Source organism: Halomonas fontilapidosi (assembly GCF_014192285.1).
Taxonomy (GTDB): Bacteria; Pseudomonadota; Gammaproteobacteria; order Pseudomonadales; family Halomonadaceae; genus Halomonas; species Halomonas fontilapidosi.
In genome coordinates this window covers 221,031-246,189 of the sequence record NZ_JACHXQ010000004.1, presented here as the reverse complement: position 1 = coordinate 246,189, position 25,159 = coordinate 221,031, and the positions used below count along the sequence as shown (strand labels likewise).

Annotated in this window: 21 protein-coding genes; 11 read left to right on the top strand and 10 right to left on the bottom strand. The window is 67.4% G+C overall.

Annotated elements, in window-relative coordinates; genetic code table 11:
- The first annotated feature begins 43 nt into the window (after positions 1-43).
- Both FHR95_RS08495 and FHR95_RS08490 read left to right on the top strand, forming a co-directional pair.
- Positions 44-1,030: a TAXI family TRAP transporter solute-binding subunit gene (locus FHR95_RS08495; protein ID WP_183314081.1), complete on the top strand. Its 987-nt coding sequence runs from the start codon at positions 44-46 to the stop codon at positions 1,028-1,030.
- A gap of 92 nt (positions 1,031-1,122) precedes the next feature.
- The gene (locus tag FHR95_RS08490) at positions 1,123-3,309 is read left to right on the top strand and encodes a TRAP transporter permease (protein WP_183314080.1); all 2,187 of its coding nucleotides are present in this window, start codon (positions 1,123-1,125) and stop codon (positions 3,307-3,309) included.
- A 99-nt stretch (positions 3,310-3,408) separates the two neighbouring features.
- Here the strand turns inward: FHR95_RS08490 and metF are convergent, their stop codons facing one another.
- Complete coding sequence (metF, locus tag FHR95_RS08485) at positions 3,409-4,257, bottom strand: methylenetetrahydrofolate reductase [NAD(P)H] (protein ID WP_040183203.1); 849 nt, start codon at positions 4,255-4,257, stop codon at positions 3,409-3,411.
- 140 nt (positions 4,258-4,397) lie between these two features.
- On the opposite strand from metF, the gene FHR95_RS08480 reads away from it, so the two are divergent.
- Positions 4,398-5,333, top strand: coding sequence for an AEC family transporter (locus FHR95_RS08480; protein WP_183314079.1), 936 nt, complete (start codon positions 4,398-4,400; stop codon positions 5,331-5,333).
- 85 nt (positions 5,334-5,418) lie between these two features.
- On the opposite strand, the gene ahcY is transcribed toward FHR95_RS08480, so the two are convergent.
- From ahcY to metK, 3 genes are all read right to left on the bottom strand, one after another.
- The gene (gene ahcY / locus FHR95_RS08475; RefSeq protein WP_183314078.1) at positions 5,419-6,828 is read right to left on the bottom strand and encodes an adenosylhomocysteinase; all 1,410 of its coding nucleotides are present in this window, start codon (positions 6,826-6,828) and stop codon (positions 5,419-5,421) included.
- Between the two features lie 85 nt (positions 6,829-6,913).
- A complete protein-coding gene (gene ligB, locus FHR95_RS08470) occupies positions 6,914-8,596 on the bottom strand; it encodes an NAD-dependent DNA ligase LigB (protein ID WP_183314077.1) in 1,683 nt (560 codons plus the stop codon).
- Between the two features lie 92 nt (positions 8,597-8,688).
- Entirely contained in the window at positions 8,689-9,909 is a 1,221-nt protein-coding gene (gene metK / locus FHR95_RS08465; RefSeq protein ID WP_183314076.1) for a methionine adenosyltransferase, read from the bottom strand.
- A gap of 231 nt (positions 9,910-10,140) precedes the next feature.
- On the opposite strand from metK, the gene tkt reads away from it, so the two are divergent.
- Entirely contained in the window at positions 10,141-12,132 is a 1,992-nt protein-coding gene (tkt, locus tag FHR95_RS08460; RefSeq protein ID WP_183314075.1) for a transketolase, read from the top strand.
- Between the two features lie 81 nt (positions 12,133-12,213).
- Here tkt and FHR95_RS08455 read toward each other — a convergent pair whose 3' ends face one another.
- Positions 12,214-13,266: a class I fructose-bisphosphate aldolase gene (locus FHR95_RS08455; protein ID WP_183314074.1), complete on the bottom strand. Its 1,053-nt coding sequence runs from the start codon at positions 13,264-13,266 to the stop codon at positions 12,214-12,216.
- Between the two features lie 173 nt (positions 13,267-13,439).
- Here FHR95_RS08455 and FHR95_RS08450 point away from each other — a divergent pair, with 173 nt between their 5' ends.
- From FHR95_RS08450 to fba, 3 genes are all read left to right on the top strand, one after another.
- The gene (locus FHR95_RS08450) at positions 13,440-14,504 is read left to right on the top strand and encodes a type I glyceraldehyde-3-phosphate dehydrogenase (RefSeq protein ID WP_183314073.1); all 1,065 of its coding nucleotides are present in this window, start codon (positions 13,440-13,442) and stop codon (positions 14,502-14,504) included.
- Between the two features lie 37 nt (positions 14,505-14,541).
- Complete coding sequence (locus FHR95_RS08445) at positions 14,542-15,708, top strand: phosphoglycerate kinase (protein ID WP_183314072.1); 1,167 nt, start codon at positions 14,542-14,544, stop codon at positions 15,706-15,708.
- 85 nt (positions 15,709-15,793) lie between these two features.
- The gene (fba, locus tag FHR95_RS08440; RefSeq protein WP_183314071.1) at positions 15,794-16,858 is read left to right on the top strand and encodes a class II fructose-bisphosphate aldolase; all 1,065 of its coding nucleotides are present in this window, start codon (positions 15,794-15,796) and stop codon (positions 16,856-16,858) included.
- Between the two features lie 69 nt (positions 16,859-16,927).
- Here fba and FHR95_RS08435 read toward each other — a convergent pair whose 3' ends face one another.
- Entirely contained in the window at positions 16,928-17,584 is a 657-nt protein-coding gene (locus tag FHR95_RS08435) for a histidine phosphatase family protein (RefSeq protein WP_246378452.1), read from the bottom strand.
- Between the two features lie 173 nt (positions 17,585-17,757).
- Here FHR95_RS08435 and FHR95_RS08430 point away from each other — a divergent pair, with 173 nt between their 5' ends.
- Entirely contained in the window at positions 17,758-18,795 is a 1,038-nt protein-coding gene (locus FHR95_RS08430) for a sodium:calcium antiporter (protein ID WP_183314070.1), read from the top strand.
- 68 nt (positions 18,796-18,863) lie between these two features.
- Here FHR95_RS08430 and FHR95_RS08425 read toward each other — a convergent pair whose 3' ends face one another.
- Both FHR95_RS08425 and FHR95_RS08420 read right to left on the bottom strand, forming a co-directional pair.
- On the bottom strand, positions 18,864-20,591 hold the full coding sequence (locus FHR95_RS08425) for a potassium channel family protein (RefSeq protein WP_183314069.1): 1,728 nt from the start codon (positions 20,589-20,591) through the stop codon (positions 18,864-18,866).
- 102 nt (positions 20,592-20,693) lie between these two features.
- Positions 20,694-21,077 carry a DUF6394 family protein gene (locus FHR95_RS08420; RefSeq protein ID WP_040183222.1) on the bottom strand — a complete coding sequence of 128 codons (384 nt, stop codon included), beginning with the start codon at positions 21,075-21,077 and terminating at the stop codon, positions 20,694-20,696.
- A gap of 253 nt (positions 21,078-21,330) precedes the next feature.
- Between FHR95_RS08420 and FHR95_RS08415 the strand changes: the two genes are divergently transcribed.
- Complete coding sequence (locus FHR95_RS08415; RefSeq protein ID WP_040183223.1) at positions 21,331-22,014, top strand: HAD family hydrolase; 684 nt, start codon at positions 21,331-21,333, stop codon at positions 22,012-22,014.
- 107 nt (positions 22,015-22,121) lie between these two features.
- Positions 22,122-22,496, top strand: coding sequence for a translation initiation factor Sui1 (locus FHR95_RS08410; protein WP_183314068.1), 375 nt, complete (start codon positions 22,122-22,124; stop codon positions 22,494-22,496).
- On the opposite strand, the gene FHR95_RS08405 is transcribed toward FHR95_RS08410, so the two are convergent.
- Positions 22,477-23,358: an NAD-dependent protein deacetylase gene (locus FHR95_RS08405; protein ID WP_183314067.1), complete on the bottom strand. Its 882-nt coding sequence runs from the start codon at positions 23,356-23,358 to the stop codon at positions 22,477-22,479. The two genes, FHR95_RS08410 and FHR95_RS08405, sit on opposite strands and share 20 nt — an antisense overlap.
- Positions 23,359-23,461: 103 nt before the next feature.
- On the opposite strand from FHR95_RS08405, the gene FHR95_RS08400 reads away from it, so the two are divergent.
- Entirely contained in the window at positions 23,462-24,373 is a 912-nt protein-coding gene (locus tag FHR95_RS08400; RefSeq protein ID WP_040183229.1) for a nuclease-related domain-containing protein, read from the top strand.
- On the opposite strand, the gene FHR95_RS08395 is transcribed toward FHR95_RS08400, so the two are convergent.
- A complete protein-coding gene (locus FHR95_RS08395) occupies positions 24,374-25,159 on the bottom strand; it encodes a ribonuclease T2 family protein (protein ID WP_183314066.1) in 786 nt (261 codons plus the stop codon). It lies immediately after the preceding gene.

Here is a 25,159-nt window from a genome sequence, read left to right as displayed (position 1 = left end):
CCGGTCAAATGACAAGATTACAATCACGTACAGGAGAGACGTCATGCGCAACGCAACCTCACGGATCCTCGCCGGCACGCTGGCCGGCTCACTGCTGGTCGCCGCCTCGGCCTCGGCCCAGTCCGACCGCAGCGACTGGCCCGAGAGCTTCACCGTGGGCACCGCCAGCCAGGGCGGTACCTACTTTGTCTATGGCTCCGGCTGGGCCAACCTGATCGCCGACGAGCTCGGCATCTCAGGCGGTGGCGAGGTCACCGGCGGCCCGACTCAGAACATGGCACTGGTGCACAGCGGCGACGTTGCCCTGGGCCTGACCACCATGGGGCCGGCCGCCGAGGCCTTGGCCGGTGAGAGCCCGCTCGCCCCGGGGGTGCCCATGGACAACGTCTGCGCGCTGTTCCCGATGTACGAGACGCCCTTCTCGATCACCGCGCTGGAGGGCAGCGGCATCGAGTCGATCTCGGACATTCCGGACGGAGCCCGCATCGGCTTCGGTCCCGCGGCCTCCACCTCCGACACCTACTTCCCGGCCATGCTCGAGACGCTGGGTGTGGAGTTCGACCGCCGCAACGGTGGCTGGTCCGACCTGGGCGGCCAGCTGCAGGATGGCCTGATCGACGTCATCGCCTTCGCGGCCGGCATCCCGATCCCTGCCGTCAGCCAGCTCGAGGTGCAGACCGACGTCAACATCATCGAGTTTGCCGAGGAAGAGCAGCAGACGGTGCTCGAGAACTTCCCGGTCTCCGAGTTCCAGATTCCGGCCAGCACCTACGAGACCCTCGAGGAAGATGCCCGCGCCGTCTCCATGTGGAACTTCACCATCGCCGGCTGCGACCTGCCTGAAAGCTTCGTCTATGAGGTCACCAAGCTGAGCCTGGAGAACAACGACCGCATGCGCGACGTCCACCGTAGCGCTGCGACCAGTGTCCCGGAGAACATCAAGTACAACAAGGTACTGCCCTTCCACCCGGGTGCCGTGCGCTGGTACGAGGAAAACGGCTACGAGATCCCGGAAGATCTCAAGCTGTAAGCCGTTGACCTGACCGACTGCCCCGCATCGCGCCACGAGAGGCGATCCGGGGCAGTTTCTGTGCGCCTCCGCCAACCCCAAGGGTGCCTGCCATGTCCCATACCCCTGAATCCCGCGACGACGCGTCCAGCGACGACGTCGTCCAGACTGTCAATGCCGAGGGCGTCGACGACGCCGCCGTGGAGTCTAACAGACGGCTCTACACCGGCTGGCAATGGCTGCTCTTCGGTGCCCTGTCCATTGCCTACTCGCTCTTCCACCTGGTCTCGCTGAACGTCTATCCGCTGGAGACCTGGTCGTTTCGCATCGTGCATATCGCCGGCGCCCTGATCCTCGGCTACGGCCTCTATGCCGGCACCCGCTTTGCCGATGAGGAACGGCATCGCTCCGCGCCCTGGCTCGCCTGGGTGAGCTACGCCATGCTGGTGCCCGCCCTCTATGCGCTGGTGCGCGTGGTCATGATGTACCAGTCGATGAACGAGGGCGCCATGCGCATTGCCCCCGAGATCGAGACCTGGCACTACGGCTACCCGCTAATTCTTGCCACCATGGGCGGCATCCTGCTGTCCTGGAGCTATCGCCAGTTCCGCCACCGCCTGTCGCCGGCCGACATGGTACTGATGGTCTGTGCCGTGGCCGTGGCCGGCTACCTGCTGGTGATGTTCAACAGCCCGCTGCGTGCCTCCACCGGCACCTCCTTTGCGCCCATGGGGATTTCCTATGCGGCCATCGCCGGCTCGCTGCTGATCCTCGAGCTGACGCGCCGCGTGGCCGGTCTGGCGCTGGTCACCATCTCCGCCATCTTCCTGGTCTACGTCTTCGCCGGCCCCTACCTGCCGGGCTTCCTCGGTTATCCCGGGCTCTCGGTGGGCCGCTTCTTCAGCCAGGTCTACACCGACGCCGGCATCCTCGGGCCAACCACCGCGGTCTCGTCGACCTATATCATTCTCTTCATCATCTTTGCCGCCTTCCTGCAGGCGTCGAAGGTGGGCGACTACTTCGTCAACTTCGCCTTCGCCGCCGCCGGCCGCGCGCGCGGTGGCCCCGCCAAGGTGTCGATCTTCGCCTCCGGCCTGATGGGCATGATCAATGGCACCAGCGCCGGCAACGTGGTCTCCACCGGCTCGCTGACCATTCCCTTGATGAAGAAGGTGGGCTATCCGGGCCGCAGCGCCGGGGCCATCGAGGCGGCCGCCTCCACCGGCGGGCAGATCATGCCGCCGATCATGGGCGCAGGCGCCTTCATCATGGCCGAGATCACCGGCATCCCCTACACCGAGATCGCCGTGGCGGCGCTGATCCCCGCCATCCTCTACTTCCTCTCGATCTACTGCATGGTGGACTTCGAGGCGGCCCGCAAGGGCATGCGCGGCATGCGCAAGGAGGAGATCCCGCTGTTCTCGAAGCTGGTCAAGCAGGTCTATCTGTTCGCGCCGATCATCATCCTGATCGCCGCGCTCTTCATGGGCTACTCGGTGATCCGCGCCGGCACCCTGGCCACTGCCTCGGCCGCCGTGGTGAGCTGGTTCTCGCCCCACAAGATGGGCATCCCCGCCATCCTCCGGGCCCTGCAGCTGGCCAGCACCATGGCCATCCAGATCATCGCGGTTTGCGCCTGCGCCGGCCTGATCGTCGGCGTGATCTCGCTGACCGGGGTCGGCGCGCGCTTCTCCTCGCTGCTGCTGGGCCTCGCCGGCGTCAGCCAGCTGCTGGCACTGGTCTTTGCCATGCTGATCTCGATATTGCTGGGCATGGGCATGCCGACCACCGCCGCCTACGCGGTGGCCGCCTCGGTGGTCGCCCCGGGCCTGATCAACATTGGCATCCAGCCGCTGGTGGCGCACTTCTTCGTGTTCTACTTCGCGGTGGTCTCGGCGATCACGCCGCCGGTGGCGCTGGCCTCCTACGCGGCGGCGGGCATCTCCGGTGACAACGCCATGGGCACCTCGGTGGCCTCGTTCAAGATCGGCCTGGCGGCCTTCATCGTGCCCTTCATGTTCTTCTACAGCCCGGCCATGCTGATGGAGGGGTCGTGGATGCAGATCCTGCGTGTGGGCGTGACCGCAACGCTGGGCATCGTGCTGCTGGCCTCTACCGTCCAGGCCTGGTTCTTCGGACCGGTCAAGGCCTGGCAGCGGCTGGTGATGCTGGTCGGCGCCGTCTGCATGATCTATGGCGGGATCTATTCCGACGTGGCGGGCCTGGCCATCGGCGCGCTGATGTTCCTGATGCAGCGCGGCCGCCACGGTGGTGGGGATAAGGCCGCTACTGCCGGCTGACCGGGCGACCCCCCGAAACCCAGCGGGCCCCGCCATTGGCGGGGCCCGCTGCATTCCAGCAGAGCCGGATCAGCCGGGCTGCGATCAGCCGGGCTGCGCTCAGCCGGTAATATTGTCGAGAATGCGCAGGCAGGGCGTCGCCTGGTTCAAGGTGTAGAAATGCAGGCCCGGCGCACCGCCATCGAGCAGCCGCTGGCAGAGCCGTGACACGACCTCCTCGCCGAAGGCGCCAATGGCCTCGCTGTCGTCGCCATAGGCTTCGAGCTGCTTGCGGATCCAGCGCGGGATCTCGGCGCCGCAGGCGTCCGAGAAGCGCGCCAGCTTGGTATAATTGGTGATTGGCATGATACCCGGCACGATGGGCGCCCCCACGCCCAGCGCGCGTGCCCGCTCGACGAAGTGGAAGTAGGCCTCGGCGCTGAAGAAGTACTGGGTGATGGCGATGTCGGCCCCAGCCTTCATCTTGCGAGCGAAGTTGGTCAGGTCATGCTCGAGGTTCGCCGCCTGGGGATGGGACTCCGGATAGGCCGCCACGGCGATCTCGAAGTGATCACCGGTCTCCTCGCGGATAAACTCGACCAGCTCGTTGGCGTAACGCAGCTGACCAATGCCACCTCCGCCGGTGCCGGACGGCATGTCGCCACGCAGGGCCACCAGGCTATCGATCCCTTCTTCCCGGTAGCGCGAGAGCCGCTCGCGCAGCGCGCCCTTGTCGCTGCCGATGCACGAGAGATGCGGCGCGGTAGTGAAGCCGGACTCACGCACCATCCGCACGGTGTTCAGGGTGCGGTCCTGGGTGGAACCGCCGGCGCCGTAGGTGACCGAGAAGAAGCGCGGCTCGCGGCGCGCCAGGGCGTCACGAACGCCGACCAGCTTCTCCCGCCCGGCGTCGGTGTTGGGCGGGAAGAACTCGAAGCTGATTCCCAGCGGGTGTTGCTGCGTGCTCATCGGCTGACCTCATGAAAGCGGTGCATATTGCGGCTATTCTGACCGCCGAGGTATCCGCCGACCAATGAAAGATACGCGATGCTGCATCAATCCTGTTCATGCAGAGGCGGCATCCCGGCTGCCATGACCCAGGGAAGGACATGACCCCAATCGACCCCGGCACCCTAATGGGCCCCCTGTGGACCCTGCTCGCCTATATCGGCCTGGGCTGGCTGGCCGCGCGCCGGCTGGCCGTGGACCCACGCCCCGTCGCCACCCTGCTGATCTACCTGATCGCCCCGCTGACCTTCTTCCGCGGCCTGGTCCAGGGCGGCCCAACGCCCGGCTATCTGCTGCTGACCGCGGCGCTCTTCGCATTGGCCAGCCTGATCGCGGTGGTCGTCCACCGCCTGGGGAGGCGCGGTTTCGCCCCCCAGGAGAGCGCCCTGCTGGCCTTCTCCTCGGGCACCGGCAACACCGGCTACTTCGGCCTGCCAGTGGCGCTGGTGCTGCTGCCGCCCGAAGGGGTGACGCTCTATCTGTTCTGCGTGTTGGGGGTGACCCTCTACGAATTTACGGTGGGCTTCTACCTGAGCGCCCGGGGGCAGTTCTCGGTGCGCCAGAGCCTGGTGAAGATCGCCCGGCTGCCGCTGATCTACGCCTTCCTTGCCGCCCTGCTGGTGAGCGGCCTGGGGCTCGAGGTGCCGGACGCCATGATGCAGGGGCTGGCCGCCTTCCCGGCGACCTACACCCTGCTCGGCATGATGATCATCGGCATGACCCTGGGACGAGTCAGCGTGCGGGAGTTCGACCTGCGCTTCATCGGCGCCTGTGTGGCGATCCGCTACGGGCTCTGGCCGCTGCTGTCGCTGGCCGCGGTGCTGGGCCTGCAGGCGCTCTTCCCGCTGTCGGGAGAGCTGGCCCTGGCGCTGCTGCTGATCGGCGTGGTGCCGATGGCCGCCAACGTGGTGGTGGTGGCCATGGAGCTCGGCATCGCCCCGGAGAAGGGCGCCCTGGCGGTGCTGATCACCACCCTGGCCGCGCCACTGCTGATCCCGCTCTACCTGACGCTGATGATGCGCCTGACCGGGCTCTGACGAATGCAACTCAACAATGCACAACGAGAGGCGCCGGATCAGCCTCGAGTGATGTCCCCTGCGTTAAACAAGGCTGTATCAAGGATCAGTAGCGATAGGCGTCCGGCTTGTAGGGCCCGTCGACGGCGACGCCGGTGTAGTCGGCCTGCTCCTCCGTCATGCGGGTGACCACCCCGCCGAAGCCCTGCACCATGTAGCGGGCCACCTCCTCGTCAAGATGGCGCGGCAACACCGTCACGCCCATTGCATCGCGCCGGTCACCCTCGGGCAGCTCGGCGAAGCGGCCATCGAAGAGGTGGATCTGCGCCAGCACCTGGTTGGCGAAGGAGCCATCCATCACCCGGGAGGGGTGGCCGGTGGCGTTGCCCAGGTTCACCAGGCGCCCCTCGGAGAGCAGGATCAAGTAGTCGCGACTGTCAGGGTCGAATTTTCCCGGCTTGCTGTTACGGTAGATCTGGTGCACCTGGGGCTTCACTTCCTCCCAGTGCCAGTGGCGACGCATGTAGGCGGTGTCAATTTCGCTGTCGAAATGGCCGATGTTGCAGACCACCGCACCCGGCTTGAGCGCCTGGAGCATGGCCGCGTCGCAGGCGTGGATATTGCCGGTGGCGGTCACCACCAGGTCGATCCGCGACAGCAGGTCGCGATCGATGCTCTCCACGCCGCGGTTGTGGCCCTGCCGGTAAGGCGAGACCACCTCGAAACCGTCCATGCAGGCCTGCATGGCACAGATCGGGTCGATTTCCACGATGCGCACGATCATGCCTTCCTGGCGCAGCGAGGCGGCCGAGCCCTTGCCCACGTCGCCGTAGCCGACGACCAGCGCCTGTTTGCCGGAAAGCAGATGGTCGGTGGCACGCTTGATGGCATCGTTGAGCGAGTGGCGACAGCCATACTTGTTGTCGTTCTTCGACTTGGTGACGGCATCGTTGACGTTGATCGCCGGCACCTTGAGCGCGCCGTCGCGCAGCATCTCCTGCAGGCGGTGCACGCCGGTGGTGGTCTCCTCGCTGATGCCATGAACGGCATCGAGCAGTTCGGGGCGTTTCTCGTGGAGCAGCGCGGTCAGGTCGCCGCCATCATCCAGCACCAGGTTGGGGGTCCAGCCATCGGGGCCCTCCACGGTCTGCTCGATGCACCACCAGAACTCCTCCTCGCTCTCGCCCTTCCAGGCGAACACCGGGATGCTGGCGGCGGCGATGGCGGCCGCGGCATGGTCCTGGGTAGAGAAGATGTTGCAGGACGACCACCGAACCGTAGCCCCCAGGTCCACCAGGGTCTCGATCAGCACCGCCGTCTGGATGGTCATATGGATGCAGCCGGCGATCCGCGCGCCGGCCAGCGGCTGCTCATTGCGGTACTTGTCGCGGATCGTCATTAATGCCGGCATCTCGGTCTCGGCGATGCGGATCTCGCGGCGGCCCCAGTCGGCGAGGGATAGGTCGGCGACCTTGCAGTCGTTGGCCACGGGTGCGGAAACGGCGGGATGATTCATCGGGCAACACCTCTTCAGGATGCAAAGCGTGGCTATCACTATATGCAGTGAGAACAAGCCCGGACAACCACCGCCGGGCAATTGACTAGAAGCCGTCGATACCGGCCTCGCCCAGCCGCCGTGCCAGCGACTGCACGTGAGGATGCGCGAAGAAGTCGACCTGTGCTGCGGCCCGGCCGGGGCCCACCCCGGGCAGCGCCGTCCAGTCACGACGAACGTACCCGCTCAGCGTTGCCCAATCCGCCGGCAGGGCGGCATCGATGCCGGGCGGCACCCCCAGCGCCTGCAGCCAGCGGGAAAATGCCGCGTCCCGTGTAGCCTCGAAGGTGGCCACCAGTGTGCCAGCACGCACCTTGCCGATACCGTGAGCGCGGTGTAACGCGGCGGCGTCGAGGGTCAGCCAGTCGAGCAGACCGGTGACCAACCCCGCCTCGACCAGCGACTGCCAGGTGCCCGGCCCCACGCCGGGCAGGTCAAGCCCCTGCGGTCCGCCTAGCCAGACCAGGCGCTCGAGGAACTGCGCCTCACAGCCGGGCCGCGGACGAAAGCAGCTCAGGGCATGGTAGTCGTCCGTGTCGGGCAGCGTGACCGGCGCCCGCTCGGCGGCCTGCCAGGCCACGGCCTCCAGTCGAGGAATCGTCAGGCCGGCCAGGGCGATCACCACCTGGTCGCCGGGGCGGATATCGTGCTGCTCCCAGCGTTCCAGCGAGCCCAGGCCGACCCGGCGGATCGTCCGGCCATCCAGCGCGACGGGATGCAGGTGCAGCAGCGGGGTGATGCGCCCGGTACGACCGATACGGAACTCGACGCCGCGCACCTCCGCCAGCGCTTCTCGCGGCGGATGCTTCCAGGCGGCCGCCCAGCCTGGCGGCTCGGCCTGCCATGCCGATCCCGGTGGGCGGCTCGCCTGGCGCAGCACCACGCCATCGGTGGCAAACGGCAGCGGGCCGCGATACCAGCGCGCCCGCCACTCCGCCACGTCCTCGAGGGTCGCGACTCGTCGGGTCAGCGCGACGGCCTCGCCGAAACCCAGGCGCCTCAGGCCCTCGAGACGTTCCACCATGTCGTGCGGGCCATCCGGCCAGTCCCAGACGAACAGACCGATACGCCCTGCGGCATCGGCGCTCAGCACATCGCGGGCCATCAGCCCGGCCACCTCGCTGCGCGCCCCGGCCGTGCCTACCTCGGCCTGGACGTGGTCCGACAGGCGCATGTAGAGCTCGCCCTGCAGAACGGCATCGATGGCCTCCGGCAGCTGCGCGGGGACCGTGGAGATGCGGCGTGCCGCCGCGGTCCAGTCCTGACCATGGTCCCCATCACCGCGGCTCACTGCCCGCACCAGGCGTCCCTGCTCGTAGGCCAGGGTCACCGCCACGCCGTCCACCTTGGGCTGCACCCAGACATCATCGCGTCGCGCCAGCCAGCGGCGCACCGCCGCCTGGTCGGCGAGTTTGACGAGCCCGGTCTGAGCGACGGGGTGGCGAGCCGGGCCGACCGGGTGCGTGTCATCACGCGCGGCGTCTACGTCCAGCCTGGGAAAGCAGCGCTGCCAGGCCGCGAGCCGTTCCCGGGCCTGATCGTAAACCGCATCGGAGACCGGCGACGTGCCCCGGCGATAATAGGCGTCGTCCCACCCGGCAAGCCGTTCGGCCAGGGCGCTCAGCTCGCGTTCAGCCCGCCCGCTGGACCACTCGGGACAGGCCGTGGCCAGGGACGAGAAAAGCAGGAGGGTGAGGGCCAGCAGAGCGCGGGTCACATGGCGAGGCATCAGGAGACTCCCACGCAGGTTTTCTCCTGACCATAGCAGCGGGCCCCGCATGGCGCTGCCAGCGGGGCCCGTCATCGTCTGTCGGCGATCGCCTACAGCCCGGCGGCCTGGCGCAGGGCGTGGGCGCGGTCGGTCTTCTCCCAGGGGAAGGCCGTGAAGGTCTCGATATGTGTATCGCCCTTGGTATCGGTCCAGCTATAGGAGGTCTCGAAGGGCTCGCGACCGAAGTGACCGTAGGCCGCGGTCAGCTGGTACATGGGATGCAGCAGGTCGAGCATGTGGGTGATGGCGTTGGGTCGCAGGTCAAAGTGCTCGCGCACCAGCTCGATGATGCGCGCATCGTCCACCCGGCCGGTACCGAAGGTATTGATGGCGACCGAGGTGGGCTCGGCCACGCCGATGGCATAGGAGACCTGGATCTCGCACTTGTCGGCAAGTCCCGCGGCGACCACGTTCTTGGCCACGTAGCGGCCCGCATAGGCGGCGCTGCGGTCGACCTTGGAGGGATCCTTGCCGGAAAAAGCGCCACCGCCGTGGCGGGCCGTGCCGCCATAGGTGTCGACGATAATCTTGCGTCCGGTCAGGCCACAGTCGCCCACCGGGCCGCCGATCACGAACTTGCCGGTGGGATTGATGTGGTACTTGGTGGTCGCGGTCAGCCACTCGGCCGGGATCACCTGCTCGATGATCTCGCGGCGCACCATGGTGCGCAGCTCATCCTGGTCGATCTCCGGGTCGTGCTGGGTGGAGAGCACCACGGCATCCACGGCACAGGGCATGCCCTGGGCATCGTAGCGGAAGGTCAGCTGGCTCTTGGCGTCGGGGCGCAGCCAGGGCAGCAGGCCGTGCTTGCGCAGCTCGGCCTGGCGCTCCACCAGCCGGTGCGCGTAGTGGATCGGCGCCGGCATGAAGGAGTCGGTCTCGTTAGTGGCATAGCCGAACATCAGCCCCTGGTCGCCGGCGCCCTGGTCCTCGGGCGTATTGCGATCGACCCCCTGGGCGATGTCCACGCTCTGCTTGCCGATCAGGTTGAGCACGCCACAGGTCTCGCCGTCGAAGCCGACATCCGAGGAGGTATAACCGATGCCGGTGATCACTTCGCGCACCAGCACCTCGAGGTCGACCCAGGCCGAGGTGGTGATCTCGCCGGCGACGATCGCCACACCGGTCTTGACCAGTGTCTCGCAGGCCACTCGGGCGTTCTTGTCGCGGGCGATGATGGCGTCGAGCACTGCATCGGAGATCTGGTCGGCGATCTTGTCCGGATGCCCTTCGGACACGGACTCGGAGGTGAACAGGGAGTATTCGCTCATGGCGTCCTCGGCCCTCTTGGTATCGGCAATAGGCAATCGCGAAGTCTACACGCTGCGGCTCTCCCGGGCATCCGTGATTTGATGCAGGGCGGCAAGTCGGCGACAATAGGCGCCCGATTTCGACCGCGCCGCCCCGTCATGCGGCGCTATCCAGCCAGAAGTCACGTCCGGCCACGCCCCCCGGCCCGTGCGTGTCGTTGCCACCTTTCTGCCGCAGGCGAGGAGCACCCCATGCCGTCCCGTTTCGAACTGGCCAATGCCATACGCGCCCTGTCCATGGATGCCGTCCAGAAGGCCAATTCCGGCCATCCCGGCGCGCCCATGGGCATGGCCGACATCGCCGAGGTGCTGTGGAACGACTATCTCGTCCACAACCCGGCCGACCCGCACTGGCCTGATCGGGACCGCTTCGTGCTCTCCAACGGCCATGGCTCGATGCTGCTCTACTCGCTGTTGCACCTCTCCGGCTACGAGCTCAGCCTCGAGGAGTTGCAGAACTTCCGTCAGCTGCACGCCAAGACCGCCGGTCATCCGGAGTTCGGCTATGCGCCGGGCATCGAGACCACCACCGGCCCGCTGGGCCAGGGGCTGGCCAACGCCGTGGGCATGGCACTGGCCGAGCGCACCCTGGCGGCCCAGTTCAACCGCCCCGGCCACACCGTGGTCGACCACTACACCTACTGCTTCGTCGGTGACGGCTGCCTGATGGAAGGCATCTCCCATGAGGTCGGCTCGCTGGCCGGTACCCAGCAGCTCGGCAAGCTGATCACCTTCTATGACGACAACGGCATCTCCATCGATGGCGAGGTCGAGGGCTGGTTCACCGACGACACCGCCAAGCGCTTCGAGGCCTACGGCTGGCACGTGGTGCCCAATGTCGATGGCCACAAGCCCGACGAGGTCAAGGCGGCCATCGAGCTGGCCCGCAGCCACGACGACAAGCCGAGCCTGATCATCTGCAAGACCATCATCGGCTTCGGGGCGCCCAACAAGCAGGGCAAGGAGGAGTGCCACGGCGCCGCGCTTGGCGACGAGGAAGTGGCCGCCGCCCGCAAGCAACTCGACTGGCCTCACGCGCCCTTCCATGTGCCCGAGGAGATCTACCGCGGCTGGGATGCCACCAAGGCCGGCCAGGCCCGCCAGGACGCCTGGCAGGAGCGCCTCGCGCGCTATGCCGAGGCCTTCCCCGAGGAGGCCAGAGAGCTCCAGCGCCGCCTCAAGGGCGAGCTGCCGATGGAGCTGACCAGTGAGGCGATGGTCGAGGAGGCCCAGGCCAGGGGCGACAGTGTCGCCAGCCGCAAGGCGTCACTCGCTTGCCTCGACGAGCTCGGTCCCCAGCTGCCGGAGCTGCTCGGCGGCAGCGCCGACCTGGCCCCCTCCAACCTGACCTTCTGGAAGGGTGCCCAGGCAATCAGCCCCGACGCCCCCGGCGGCAACTACCTGCACTACGGCGTGCGCGAGTTCGGCATGGCCGCCATGATGAACGGCATCGCCCTGCACGGTGGCTTCGTGCCCTACGGTGCCACCTTCCTGATCTTCTCGGAATACATGCGCAATGCCGTGCGCATGGCGGCGCTGATGGGCACGCAGGCCATCCATGTGTTCACCCATGACTCCATCGGCCTGGGCGAGGACGGCCCGACCCACCAGCCGATCGAGCAGCTGACCACCCTGCGCTCCACCCCCAACCTGGCCACCTGGCGCCCCTGCGACACGGTGGAGACCGCCGCGGCCTGGAATGCCGCCATCAAGCGCCGCTCCGGCCCCACCGCGCTGGTCTTCTCTCGCCAGGGCCTGCCCCACCAGGCACGCAGCAAGCAGCAGCTGGCCGATATCCAGCGCGGCGGCTACGTCCTCAAGGAGTGCGAGGGCACCCCGGAGCTGATCCTGATCGCCACCGGCTCCGAGGTCGGCCTGGCCATGGACGCCGCGGCCAGTCTCGAGGAGCAGGGGCGCGCCGTGCGCGTGGTCTCCATGCCCTCCACCGACACCTTCGACCGCCAGGACGCCGAGTACCGCGAGCGGGTGCTGCCCGCCGCCGTCACCGCACGCCTGGCCGTCGAGGCCGGGCATCGCGACGTCTGGTACAAGTACGTGGGCCTGAACGGCGCCATCGTCGGCATGACCACCTTCGGCGAGTCCGCCCCGGCCGGTGACCTGTTCAAGCACTTCGGCTTCACCGTGGAGCACGTGGTCGCCGAGGCCTCGGCCCTGCTGGGCTGAGCCCGTCAGGCGCGTCCTCGTTCCGAACGCAAGCGGGCCCGGCAGATGCCGGGCCCGCTTGCGTTGTTGGCCATGCTCGCCTCAGGCGAGGGTCACCTCGGGCGACAGATAGACGTCCTGGATGGCATTGAGCAGCTCGATGCCCTCGGCCGTGGGCTTCTGGAAGGCCTTGCGCCCGGAGATCAGCCCCATGCCGCCGGCACGCTTGTTGATCACCGCAGTACGCACCGCCTCGGCGAGATCGGAGGTGCCCTTGGCGCCGCCGCCGGAGTTGATCAGCCCGGCACGCCCCAGGTAGCAGTTGGCCACCTGGTAACGCGCCAGGTCGATGGGGTGATCCGAGGTCAGCTCGTCATACACCTTGGCATGGGTATGGCCGAAGCCGATGTCGCGGTAGCCGCCGTTGGTCTCGGGCAGCTTCTGCTTGACGATATCGGCCTTGAGGGTGGCCGCCAGGTGGTTGGCCTGGCCGGTCAGGTCGGCGGCCACATGGTAATCGGTGCCGTCCTGCTTGAACTCGGGGTTGCGCAGGTAGGCCCAGAGCACCGTGACCATGCCCAGCTCGTGGGCGCGCTCGAAGGCCTCGCTGATCTCCATGATCTGGCGACGGCTCTCGTGGGAGCCGAAGTAGATCGTCGCCCCCACCGCCACGCAGCCCATCTCGAAGGCCTGCTCGACCTGGGCGAACAGCGTCTGGTCATAGATCGCCGGGTAGCTCAGCGTCTCGTTGTGGTTGAGCTTTAGGATCATCGGAATCCGGTGGGCGTAGCGTCGCGCCACGCTGGCCAGCCCGCCGAGCGTCGAGGCCACGGCGTTGCAGCCGCCCTCGATGGCCAGCTCAACGATATTGGCCGGATCGAAATAGCGCGGATTCGGCGCAAAGGAGGCGCCCGCCGAGTGCTCGATGCCCTGGTCCACCGGCAGGATGCTGAGATAGCCGGTACCGGCCAGGCGGCCGTGGTCGAACAGCGCCTGCATGTTGCGCAGCACGTTGGGACGGCGGTCGCTCTGGGCCATCACCCGGTCGACGAAATCCGGGCCGGGCGGGTGAATCGTCTCGGCGGGTACGCCGCGGCAGACGTGACCCAGCAGGGTGTCGGCCTCGCTGCCCAGCAGCTTGATAATATCGCTCATCTCACTCCTCTCCTTGGTAGCGGGAAATGCGCACTTCCCAGCGTAGGGGAAAATCGTACTCAGCGGGCACCCCGCTGGCAAAGCCGGCGACTTCGCCGGAGCAGACGTCCATGGCGCAAATACGCTAGAATCGCCGCCTTGTGTTTCACGGCTTCGGAGTCCCGCTCGCCCCCATGGCCCTTCGCATCGCCATCAACGGTTACGGTCGTATCGGCCAGTGCGTGCTGCGCGCCCTCGTCGAGGGCGAGGCGTCACGCCACCGCACAGACGACGAGCCGCGCCTCGAGGTCGTGGCGATCAACGAGCTCTCGGACCTCGCCACCATCACCTACCTGACCCGCTACGACACCACCCATGGCCGTTTCCCCGGTAGTGTGGAGGTGGAGGGCGAGCGCCTGGTGGTGAACGGCCGGGCCATCCGCGTGCTCTGCGAACCCGACCCGGCGAAGCTGCCCTGGGCCGAGCTCGGCATCGACCTGGTGCTGGAGTGCTCCGGCAGCTTTCGCGATCGCGCCACCGCCGAGCGCCACCTCGCCTCCGGGGCCGGCCGCCTGCTGTTCTCCCAGCCCGCGGAGAGCGATGTCGATGCGACCATCGTCAGCGGCATCAACGACCATACCCTGGCCGCACAACACCGCATCGTTTCCGCGGCGTCCTGCACCACCAACTGCCTGGTGCCTGTGCTCACCGTGCTCGACGAGGCACTGGGGATCGAGCACGGTGTGACCACCACCATCCATTCGGCGATGAACGACCAGCCGGTGATCGATGCCTACCATCAGACCGATCTGCGCCTGACCCGCTCGGCGATGCACTCCATCGTGCCGGTGGATACGGGCCTGGCCCGCGGCATCAACCGTCTGATGCCCCACCTGGCCGGTCGCTTCGAGTGCCTGCACGTGCGCGTGCCGACCATCAACGTCTCGACCATGGACCTGTCGATCTGCGTGCGCCGAGACACCACGGCCGAGGCGGTCAACGCCCTGCTGGCCGAGGCAAGCCGCGGCCGCCTCGCCGGACGGCTGGGCTACACCGAGGAGCCGGTGGCTTCGGTCGACTTCAACCACGATCCGCGCTCCGGTATCGTGGACGCCACCCAGACCCGGGTGGCCGGTGGCCGCCTGATCAAGCTGCTGTGCTGGTTCGACAACGAGTGGGGGTTCGCCAACCGCATGCTCGACGTCGCCCGGCGCTTGGCCGCCCTGCCTTCGGCACCGCCCGATACCTTCGACAGATGACGTCCCTTCGGCTTTCCCAGACGAGGAACCTGCTTCCATGAACGTGCGCAAGATGACCGACCTCGACCTCAACGGCCAGCGAGTGCTGATCCGTGAGGACCTGAACGTGCCCGTCAAGCACGGCAAGGTAACCAGCGATGCTCGCCTGCGGGCCAGCCTGCCGACCATTCAGGCCGCGCTGGACGCCGGCGCTCGGGTGATGCTGATGAGCCATCTGGGCCGTCCCACCGAGGGCGAGCCGGCCGAGGAGTTCTCGCTGGCGCCGGTGGCGGAGCATCTGGGCGAGCTGCTCGGTCGCCCGGTACGCCTGGTGCAGGATTACCTCGGTGCCATCGTCGAGGTCACCGACGGTGAAGTGGTGCTGCTGGAGAACGTGCGCTTCAACCGCGGCGAGAAGAAGGACGACGAGGCGCTCTCGCAGCAATATGCCGCTCTCTGCGACGTCTTCGTGATGGATGCCTTCGGTACTGCCCACCGCGCCCAGGCCTCCACCCATGGCGTGGCGCGCTTCGCCCCCACCGCCTGTGCCGGCCCGCTGCTGGCCGCCGAGCTCGACGCCCTGGAAAAGGCGCTGGCCACCCCGGCGCGTCCGATGGCCGCCATCGTCGGCGGCTCCAAGGTCTCCACCAAGCTCGAGGTGCTCAACGCTCTCTCCGAGAAGTGCGACCAGCTGATCGTCGGCGGCGGCATCGCCAACACCTTTATCGCCGCGGCCGGCTACAACGTCGGCAAGTCGCTGCACGAGGCGGACCTGATCGACCAGGCCAAGGCGCTGATGGCGAGGGTCGAGATCCCGCTGCCCACCGACGTGGTGGTGGCCACCGAGTTCTCCGAATCCGCCGAGGCCGTGGTCAAGCCGGTGGACCAGGTGGCCGACGACGAGATGATCCTCGACATTGGCCCAGAGACCGCCGGCCGCCTGGGCGGCCTGCTCAAGGATGCCGGCACCATCCTGTGGAACGGCCCGGTGGGCGTGTTCGAGATCGACCAGTTCGGCAAGGGCACCGAGGCGCTGTCGCTGGCGATCGCCGAGAGCAACGGCTTCTCCATCGCCGGCGGCGGCGACACCCTGGCGGCCATCGACAAGTACGCCATCGAGGACCGCGTCTCCTACATCTCCACCGGTGGCGGCGCCTTCCTCGAGTACGTGGAAGGCAAGACCCTGCCGGCGGTCAAGGCCCTGGAAGACGCCGCCGCCCGCTGAGGCAGCCGTACTTCGACCTCCACACGCCGGCGTGGGCGGCCACGGCCACGCCGGCAAGATTTCCTCATACAGAACAGGTGAACCCATGGCTCTGATCAGCATGCGCCAGCTGCTGGACCACGCCGCCGAGCATGGCTACGGCGTGCCGGCCTTCAACGTCAACAACCTCGAGCAGATGCGCGCCATCATGGAAGCCGCCGACGAGACCGACTCCCCGGTGATCGTCCAGGCCTCCGCCGGTGCCCGCAAGTATGCCGGCGCGCCCTTCCTGCGCCACCTGATCCTGGCCGCCGTGGAGGAGTTCCCGCACATCCCGGTGGTCATGCACCAGGACCACGGCACCAGCCCCGCCGTCTGCCAGCGCTCGATCCAGCTCGGCTTCTCCTCGGTGATGATGGACGGCTCGCTGGGCGAGGACGGCAAGACGCCGATGGACTACGACTACAATGTCGACGTCACCCGCCGCACGGTGGAGATGGCCCATGCCTGCGGCGTCTCGGTGGAGGGCGAGCTGGGCTGCCTGGGCAGCCTGGAGACCGGCATGGCCGGCGAGGAGGACGGCATCGGCGCCGAGGGCAAGCTGGACCACGACCAGCTGCTCACCGACCCGGAAGAGGCCGCCGACTTCGTCAAGGCCACCGGCGTGGACGCCCTGGCCATCGCCATCGGCACCAGCCACGGCGCCTACAAGTTCACCAAGCCGCCCACCGGCGATACCCTCTCCATCCAGCGCATCAAGGAGATCCACGCCCGTATCCCCGAGACTCATCTGGTGATGCACGGCTCCTCCTCGGTGCCCCAGGAGTGGCTGGCGGTGATCAACGAGTTCGGCGGCGCCATCCCCGAGACCTACGGCGTGCCGGTCGAGGAGATCGTCGAGGGCATCAAGCACGGCGTACGCAAGGTCAACGTCGACACCGACCTGCGCCTGGCCTCTACCGGCGCGGTGCGCCGTTTCCTGGCCGAGAATCCCGCCGAGTTCGATCCGCGCAAGTTCCTCAAGGCCTCCACGGCAGCCATGAAGGCGATCTGCAAGGCGCGCTACGAAGCCTTCGGCACCGCCGGCAACGCCTCGAAGATCACGCCCGTCAACCTGGAAGAGATGTTCCTGCGCTACGAGCGCGGCGAACTCGACCCGCGGGTGACGTGATCACGGCGCATTGATCCTCAGGGGCGGCCAGCGGGCCGCCCCTGTCGTTTGCGCCCAATGATCGAGTCTTCAGCGAATCCACCCGACCCGTGTCAGACCCGTTTCGCCCGGCCTGACCACGGCGATATCCCCTGAGCCAACGCCAGCGCCCACCAGCGCGCTGATGTTGACCTGATGGGTGACCAGCACCAGGGTCCCCTCGCCGTTCCAGGCCTCGATCAGGGCGCGGGTCTCGGCGGTCTGGTGCTCGGCCGTCGAGCGGTCGCGGAAGAAGGAGTCCAGCGCGGGGGTGGGAATGACCTCGCCGAGCCCCAGCAGTTCGGCGGTCTCCAGGCAACGACACCAGCGGCTGGAGCGCACCGCCGCCACCGGGATCCCCTTCTCGCGAAACCGCTCGCCGATGGCTTGCGCCTGGGCGCGGCCCGCCGTGGAAAGGTTGCGCTGAGTACTGCAGTCGTCGAGCGCAAAGCCCGCCGGGTCGCCGATACCGGGCGCCAGGGCATGACGCATCAGCGCCACGTGTCCGCCCTGGGCCAGGGCCTGCCAGGCCGCTGCCTCGTTGTCTTGCCCAGCCATGACCTGTCCGGCGAGCAGCATCGTCACCAGGCAGGCCCATACTCTCCCGGCACGGCGGCGTTCACCGAAAGAGGCAAAGGCCTGGCGGGCCCTCGTGAAGAGGGTTGCAACGACCACATTGATGGGTATCCCCAGGGTGTGCGGATTCATGCGCGACCTCGCTAGTGTCCTATCATCGAACGACCGTGCTGACTGCAACGCCCAGGCATAACACGCTACGCTCGTCTCGACACCCCGATCCAGGAGCCTGACATGCACGGCACACCGTTCTCGTCTCTTCCCTTGCCAAGGGGCGTCAATGCCAACGTCGGAAAAAGCGCCCCATGATCCCGCTGCTGGATGACATGTCGCTCGGCATGGCCCTGCTGCTGTTCGGCGGCTGCGCGCTGGTGATCGGCGTCGTGGGGACCCGCCTGGCCGGCATCGTCGACGACCTGGCCGACCGCACAGGCCTCGGCGAGGCCATCGCCGGCGCGGTCCTGCTGGGCATGGCCACCTCCCTCTCGGGCATCATGGTGTCGGTCGCCGCGGCACTGGCCGACCGCCCTACGCTGGCCATGAGCAACGCCCTGGGCGGCATCGCCGTGCAGACGCTGTTCCTGACCATTGCCGACATTACCCACCGACGCGCCAACCTGGAACACGCCGCCGCATCGCTCGGCAACCTGATGCAGGCGGGCCTGCTGCTGTGCCTGCTGTCACTGGTGCTGATCGGACGCTTCGCCCCCGACTGGACCCTCTGGCAGGTGCATCCCGTCACGCCGCTGCTGGTGATCGGCTACCTGTTCGGCCTGCGCCTGGTGGACCGCAGCCGCGACAACCCCATGTGGCGTCCTGCGCAGACCCGCGAGACCCAGGAGGACGTACCCGCTGAGCAGGCCATGCTGCTTTCGGCGACGCGCCTCTGGCTCTCCTTCGTGGTACTGGCAGCGATGCTCGGCATCAGCGGCTGGCTGCTGGAACGCTGCGCCGCGGTGATCGCCACCCAGACCGGCCTCGGGCAGTCGGTGGTCGGCGCCCTGATGACGGCAGTGGTGACCTCGCTGCCGGAGCTGGTGACCTCGGTGGCGGCGGTGCGGCGCGGCGCCCTGACCCTGGCGGTGGCCGGCATCATCGGCGGCAACGCCTTCGATACCCTGTTCGTCGCCGCCTCGGACATCGCCTATCGGGGCGGGTCGGTCTACCACGCCATTCCCGACACGGTTGCGCTGTGGGTCGCCCTGTCGCTGCTGATGACCGGCATCCTGATCGTCGGCATGATCCATCGCGAGCGTCAGGGTCCGGCGCATATCGGCTTCGAGAGCGTGGGCATCATCGCCTGCTACCTGGCCGGGGCGCTCGCCCTGCTGCTGGCCCCTTGATAGGCCAGGGCGAGCCGGATGTGCCGATACGATCGTCATGCCGTTCATGGCCGCCGCAAGACACACCGTCATGGCCCGGGCCTGCGGCCATTCAGCTCAGGATCGCGGCGGCGACGCCGGCGTCTTTCCTCGAGCCAGGCGAACACGGCCCCGCGGGGCTCATCGACGCCCGTGACGACATAGCGAAGCGTATAGGGGTTATGCAGAGTCGCCTCGAGCATCGGCTCTACCCAATACACGCCGCAGAAGAGTAACTCGTCGCCAACCGCGAGCGAGAAATCCCTGTCCGGCAACATGATCGACTGGCCTTCCCGGCGAACGGCGAGCACTTCACTCGGCAGCGCTTCCGGGAAGGCGCGCGCGTCGCGGCACAGCTCGCCGAGCGTGATCTCGCCGCCATTGTCCAGATAGCGGGTTACGGCAGGGGCGCCCCCCGGGTTCAGCCTCACCGACCACAGATGGGGGGGTTCCGAGCCTACGACCGTTTGCAGACGGGCCACCAAGGCTTCCGTGCAAGACGGTTCGCGCTCGGCGAGCCAGTCGATCAATTCCTGGACCAGGGGCGAGATCAGCAGCTTCAGGATGCGACGGGCCGTGGTCAGGCTGTGCTGGAGGACCAGGTCGGCGCGCGCGGCATCGAATGCGACCTGATTTTCATGACTGTTCTGGCGCACGATGCGAAACGCCGCCGGATTGAGCTCGGTCACCGACAACAGCGTACTGAGATTGTCGGCATCACAATCCGTCGCGGCGACGACCCCGGCCGCATCGTCGATGCCCGCTTTCACCAGGGCCGCATGATCGGCGTGCGCCTGGACCAGGCGGGTATCCTCCCCGGCCTCCTTGGCCTCCACGTCGGGATCGATGATACGCAAGCCGACGCCATGGCTGCCGAAATAGCGATGGATCCAGTGCCCCATGCGTCCGTAGCCGCACAGAATCCAGCTGCCCCGCGGCACCTTTACCGGGGCGCCGAGTTTCACGCCACGCGCCCCCACGAACCACGCATTGAGGTTATGCAGTTCGGAACGTGAAATCGCCCAGTAGAGAAGCTGAGCGAAGATCTCGAACGGGTCGACGACCCTGACATTGTCCAGCGCACGCAGGTTGGCCTCGTGGCGGGCCGAGGTCGAGCGACAGATCACCTGAAGTCGCGGGTTGAGGTGGCGTGCCATGACCGCGATCTTGAGGTTGACGTCGTTATTGTTGGTCAGCGCCACCAGGGCCTGGCAGGCGGGGTGCTCCAGCCCCGCAGCCAGCAGATACTTCGGCGCGCTGGCATCGGCGTGGAGTCCCGGCATGGGAACCGTGTAATCGCGCACGCCGAGAGCCTTGATACGTTCGGGATCGGAATCGAGTATCACCGCGCGCATACGGTGGTCGCTCAGCCCTCGAGCGAGCAGACTGCCGGCATCACCGAAACCGCAGATAATGACGAAGGGTTCCGCATTGCGCTTGACCTTGCGCGCAAACCGAAACCCGTCCATGGCCTGGATGAAATACGGATTCTGCACAAGGTTGATCAGCGAACCGATCGCATAGAACCAGGCGATGACGCCGGTATATAGGCAGAAGATCGTCCACAGCCGTTGCTCCTCGCTGAAGCCGTTGGGCAATTCGCCAAAACCGGTGGTGGTCGCCGTGTAGGTGAAGAAATAGAAGGCGTGGAAGAGGTTCATGCGGGTCGTCTCACCGTCGACGACCTGGCCCGGCATCAGGGCCATGCCGACGATGCCCAGCGAATACACGAACAGCAGCGCGAAGAGCGGCCGGCGCATGTAGCGCAGGACGATCATCGCCACACGATCGAGATCGGACGTCGGCGTCGTCACGTGTTAGCTCCTCCCTCTGCCCGTCGCAGATCTCGAGTGCGACGCTGAGCCGCCGTGCGCTGCGTGCTAGCGCCGCGACAGCAGCGTATCGCCGACCAGTATCAGCGTGGCGATGATATTGGCGATCAGCGCGCCCGTCGCGATCGAGACGATGTCGGCCATTTCGCCAGGCCCCGGTCCCTCCCCGCTACCGGGGTCCGCAATGATCCAGACAACCCGCGCGGTGATCAGCAGAAGGCCGGCCACCAGCCCGGACGCCAGCAGCAGCGCCCCGGTCTGTGAGCGATCCCCCAGCTTGAGGCCGATCGCAACCAGGTTGACGATGATCGTGAAGGTGAGGATCCACACGTTGTGGTGCGAGACCGTCTCGACACTACCCGCGACGAACGCGACATTGAGGCTCAGGGTGAGGATGACGAAAAAACCGAAGACGACGCGTTCGAGATTCATGGACCTGCTCCTGGCCGGGACGCCGTCAGTATAGGCACGAGCCGCCAATGCCCGCGAACGCCACCACCGCAAGACGTGCCTTGTCACGCGGCCACCGATCGCCACACTGGGCTCCGACACGGATATCGGCGTAATCCCGATATTCAAGAACACCGTTCACAAAATAGCGAAACTGGGCTTTAATATTGGGCAGAAAGACCCGACATCTGTAACAATGAGCTTATAACTTTCTGATTCACCATGAGGTCCGGTGATGGCACGCCCCCTCTGCCTGCTCTTCGATTGCGACGGCACCCTCGTCGACAGCGAGCCCCTGCTCGCCGACGAGATGTCGTCCAGCCTGACCGACGCCGGCCTGCCCTTCCAGCCCAGCGATTACATGGGAGAGTTCCGCGGGGCGCGCTTCCGCCATATCGTTGCCGAACTGGAGCGCCGCTACGGCAGCGTGGACCCGGATCGGCTGGATCCCCTCGAGAATCGCATGCGCGCCAATCTCAACCGACGCCTGGCCAGCGAGTTGATCCCCATTGATGGTGCCACCGAGGCCCTTGCCGCCCTCGCCGGCCATCCCATGGGAGTGGTCTCCAACGGCCCGGAGAACAAGATTCGCACCTCACTCGAGGCCACCGGCCTCAGCGAGGTATTCGGTAACCGTCTGTTCAGCGCCTATACGGCCAACTGCTGGAAGCCCGATCCCTGCCTGTTTCGCCACGCCGCCAGCCTGATGGGCTTCACGCCCGAGGAGTGCGTGGTCATCGACGATGCCCTGGTCGGCGTCAGAGGGGCGCTGGCCGCGGGAATGACGGTGATCCATCTCAACCGCTTCCCCGATGCCGAGGAGACGCCGGAAGGGGCCATCATGATCAGCAACATGTTCCAGTTGCCCACCGTCATCAGCCATCTCGAAAGCGGCCGCGCGCTGGCTGCCTACGCCTGATATCCACACCCGCCTCTCGCCACCGCCTGTGGACAAGCTCCGCGGATGCAGAGCGCCCGTCGCGGGATTATCATCGGCCGGAAACTCTCCAACGCGAGGAGGCCGACATGGCATCCCTGAAGGACCAGCTCGGCGGACTGGTCTACTCCACCGAAAAAGGCGACACCTGCCCGGCGTGTCGTCGCCCCCTGGCCGAGTGCGAGTGTAACGAGCAGGCCGAGCAGGCACGGCTGGCCGAACTCGACGGCATCGTGCGTATCCGCCGCGAGACCAGCGGCCGCAAGGGCAAGGGCGTGACCACCCTCGAGGGCATCCCGCTGCCCGCCGCCGAGCTCAAGACCCTGGCCAAGGAACTCAAGAAGCGCTGCGGTACCGGCGGCGCCATCAAGGAGGGCGTTGTCGAGATTCAGGGCGACCACCGCGAGCTGCTCAAGGGCGAACTGGAGAAGCGCGGCTACCGGGTCAAGCTGGCCGGCGGCTGAGTCCCGACAGTGAGCCGCCGTCCAGAAGACCGCACAGCGAGACCAGCGCCTCGGCGGAGGCCTCGACCTTCAGCGCATAGAGGTCATCGGCCCGGGTGCGGCCGAGGTTGAGACAGGCGATGGGCTGGCCATCGCGGGCCGCCGCCCGAGCGAAACGAAAGCCGGAAAAGACCATCAGCGACGACCCTACCACCAGCAGCGCATCGCTCTCGGCCTGCAGGGCGAAGGCGGCCTCCACGGTGGCACGCGGCACGCTGTCGCCGAAGAACACCACGTCGGGCTTGTAGATGCCGTCACCGCAGCGCGTGCAGTCGGGCACCCGGAATGCCGAGAAATCGGCCTCCAGATCGGCATCACCATCGGGGCCCGCGCGAGCGCCGGCCCCTTGCCACTGAGGATTGCGGGCGGCCAGCTCGGCATGCAGATCATGGCGCATGCGGCGGGCGCCGCAGCCCATGCAGCGCACGATGTCGGCACGGCCGTGGAGGTCGATCACACGCCGCGAGCCGGCCCGCTGGTGCAGGCCATCGACGTTCTGCGTGATCACGCCGCTGACATGGCCCAGCGCCTCGAGCTGCGCCAGAGCCTGATGCGCCGCATTGGGCCGGGCGTCCTGCAGGGTCCGAAAGCCCACCAGGGCCCGCGCCCAGTAGCGCTGGCGGGCCGCGTGGCTGGACATGAACACCTGGTGCTGCATGGGCGGTGGACGCTTCCAGTCGCCGCGGTCGTCGCGGTAGTCGGGGATGCCGCTGGCCGTGCTGATACCGGCGCCGGTGAGCACCGCCAGACGCGGGTGCTGCGAGATGAAGGCGGCAAGCGCCTCGAGATCATGGACCTTTGTCGCCGCTGTCGCCTGTCTCACGCCTGTCTCCTCGTTTCCTGGCAGGTGTCACGACGAAAGAGCATGGCCCCGCGAGGGGGAGGTTGTCTAGAATGAACGCTTTCCCTCAGGGCAAGGAATCCCGATGGCCTGGCTGGAATACCTGCTCCCGCTGATCTTCCTGTTCCCGCTGGCGGCTACCGCGGTGATCGTGGTGGCGCTGCGCAACCTTCACGATGCCCGGGTGCGCTCACCCTTCGATGCCCATCCCCTGCGCGAGCCAGGACAGGCGCTGCGCGACCGCCTCGACCGCGCCTTCGCCACGCTCTTCCTCGACGGCGCCCTGGGCCCCATCGTCACCCTGGCGCCGCTGGTCTACGGCATGGGCCGCATGCTCTTTTCGAGCGAGCAGGACTGGATCGAGTGGGCGCTCTACGGCGCGCTCTGCACCCTGCTGGCGCTGGTGTTCTGCTTCCTGCTGATCCGCGACTTCCAGCGTATCCGCCGGCTCAAGCTGGGGCTGGCCTGCGAACTCGCCGTGGGCCAGGAGCTCGAGCGGCTGATCCGCCCCGAGGCGCACCCTTACTACGTCTTTCATGATGTGCCCGGCGATGGCTACACCATCGACCATGTGGCGGTCACCCCCCACGGCATCTTCGTGGTCGAGACCCGCGCTCGCACCCCCGCCATCACCCCCGGCGGCCGCGAGGTCAACCTGGTCGCCGTGGAGCCGGACCGCCTGCGCTTTCCGGGCTGGAACGAGCGTCGGCCGCTGCGCAAGACGCGCCAGGCCACGCGCTGGCTGACCGGCTGGCTCGAGTACCAGGTCGGCGGCCCGGTCCCGGTCAAGGGCGTACTCGCCCTGCCCGGCTGGGAGATTGATGCCGACCAGGCACCGGACGATCTGCTGGTGGTCGGCGGCGGCGACCTGGCCAGGCGACTCACCGCAACCCGGCTGGGCGAGGTCGACGACGCCACCCACGACGCCGTGATCACCGCTCTGCGCCATCGCGCCAGCCTGCTGGACCTTCCGCCCCTGGAGGGCCCCTCGGTCTGATCAGTCGAAGGTGGCGATGCGCACCCGGGTCGCACAGCGGCCACGCTCCTGGTGCACCAGGCTCTCGGCCGCGGGAAAGTCTGCCAGGCGAGCGGCATCAATGCTGATACGCGCTTCAGTGAGCAGGCGATTGCCGCGCCCGTGGCACTCCAGGCGCAAGGCACGCCCCGTGCCCTCACCGAAAGCCGCCTCGAAGGCATTGATCAGCGCATTGCGTCCCACCTCGCCGCCCTGATTGAGGGTCACGAAGGCCGCGAAGGCACTGGCGTTGACCCTCTCCAGCAGCGCCACCGAGGCGGAAAAGTACGCCGCCTCGGGCAGCGCCAGGCAGGCGGCATGCTTGGCATACTGGTAGCGTCCCAGGCAGCTGGCACGCCCCGGCATGGCGACATCCAGCGCCTCCCCCAGTGCCGCCGGCAAGTCGAGGGGCGGATGGGCGCGGCAGAAGCTGCCGTCGGGCCGCGGCGTCTCGAGGAAACAGCCTTCGCGCCACCAGCGGCGCCGGTCGACGCCCCCTTCGGCGAAGCGCTCGGGCAGCGAGGGCCACAGGCCGTGCAGCACGAAGCCCTGCTCGCGCAGGTCCGGTTCACGGCACTCCCGGGGCGGGCGCGAGCGGCTGGCGCAGAAGCCGGGGTGCCAGGTCAGCGCCAGGGTATAGTGGCCGAAGCCCTCTCCCTCGAGGCGCTCGAGAGGCCCCTCGGCCAGCGACGGCAAGGCCGCCAGCAGCAGCGCCAGACCTGCCAGCGCACTCCGCCAGCCACCCCCTGTGGTTCGTCGATGCGCCAT

Bases quoted from the DNA above. Each gene is read 5' to 3' on its own strand.
- FHR95_RS08495 (WP_183314081.1), top strand. From the start codon at position 44: ATGCGCAACGCAACCTCACGGATCCTCGCCGGCACGCTGGCCGGCTCA.
- FHR95_RS08490 (WP_183314080.1), top strand. From the start codon at position 1,123: ATGTCCCATACCCCTGAATCCCGCGACGACGCGTCCAGCGACGACGTC.
- metF (WP_040183203.1), bottom strand. From the start codon at position 4,257: ATGAGCACGCAGCAACACCCGCTGGGAATCAGCTTCGAGTTCTTCCCG.
- FHR95_RS08480 (WP_183314079.1), top strand. From the start codon at position 4,398: ATGACCCCAATCGACCCCGGCACCCTAATGGGCCCCCTGTGGACCCTG.
- ahcY (WP_183314078.1), bottom strand. From the start codon at position 6,828: ATGAATCATCCCGCCGTTTCCGCACCCGTGGCCAACGACTGCAAGGTC.
- ligB (WP_183314077.1), bottom strand. From the start codon at position 8,596: ATGCCTCGCCATGTGACCCGCGCTCTGCTGGCCCTCACCCTCCTGCTT.
- metK (WP_183314076.1), bottom strand. From the start codon at position 9,909: ATGAGCGAATACTCCCTGTTCACCTCCGAGTCCGTGTCCGAAGGGCAT.
- tkt (WP_183314075.1), top strand. From the start codon at position 10,141: ATGCCGTCCCGTTTCGAACTGGCCAATGCCATACGCGCCCTGTCCATG.
- FHR95_RS08455 (WP_183314074.1), bottom strand. From the start codon at position 13,266: ATGAGCGATATTATCAAGCTGCTGGGCAGCGAGGCCGACACCCTGCTG.
- FHR95_RS08450 (WP_183314073.1), top strand. From the start codon at position 13,440: ATGGCCCTTCGCATCGCCATCAACGGTTACGGTCGTATCGGCCAGTGC.
- FHR95_RS08445 (WP_183314072.1), top strand. From the start codon at position 14,542: ATGAACGTGCGCAAGATGACCGACCTCGACCTCAACGGCCAGCGAGTG.
- fba (WP_183314071.1), top strand. From the start codon at position 15,794: ATGGCTCTGATCAGCATGCGCCAGCTGCTGGACCACGCCGCCGAGCAT.
- FHR95_RS08435 (WP_246378452.1), bottom strand. From the start codon at position 17,584: ATGAATCCGCACACCCTGGGGATACCCATCAATGTGGTCGTTGCAACC.
- FHR95_RS08430 (WP_183314070.1), top strand. From the start codon at position 17,758: ATGATCCCGCTGCTGGATGACATGTCGCTCGGCATGGCCCTGCTGCTG.
- FHR95_RS08425 (WP_183314069.1), bottom strand. From the start codon at position 20,591: ATGATCGTCCTGCGCTACATGCGCCGGCCGCTCTTCGCGCTGCTGTTC.
- FHR95_RS08420 (WP_040183222.1), bottom strand. From the start codon at position 21,077: ATGAATCTCGAACGCGTCGTCTTCGGTTTTTTCGTCATCCTCACCCTG.
- FHR95_RS08415 (WP_040183223.1), top strand. From the start codon at position 21,331: ATGGCACGCCCCCTCTGCCTGCTCTTCGATTGCGACGGCACCCTCGTC.
- FHR95_RS08410 (WP_183314068.1), top strand. From the start codon at position 22,122: ATGGCATCCCTGAAGGACCAGCTCGGCGGACTGGTCTACTCCACCGAA.
- FHR95_RS08400 (WP_040183229.1), top strand. From the start codon at position 23,462: ATGGCCTGGCTGGAATACCTGCTCCCGCTGATCTTCCTGTTCCCGCTG.
- FHR95_RS08395 (WP_183314066.1), bottom strand. From the start codon at position 25,159: ATGGCGCATCGACGAACCACAGGGGGTGGCTGGCGGAGTGCGCTGGCA.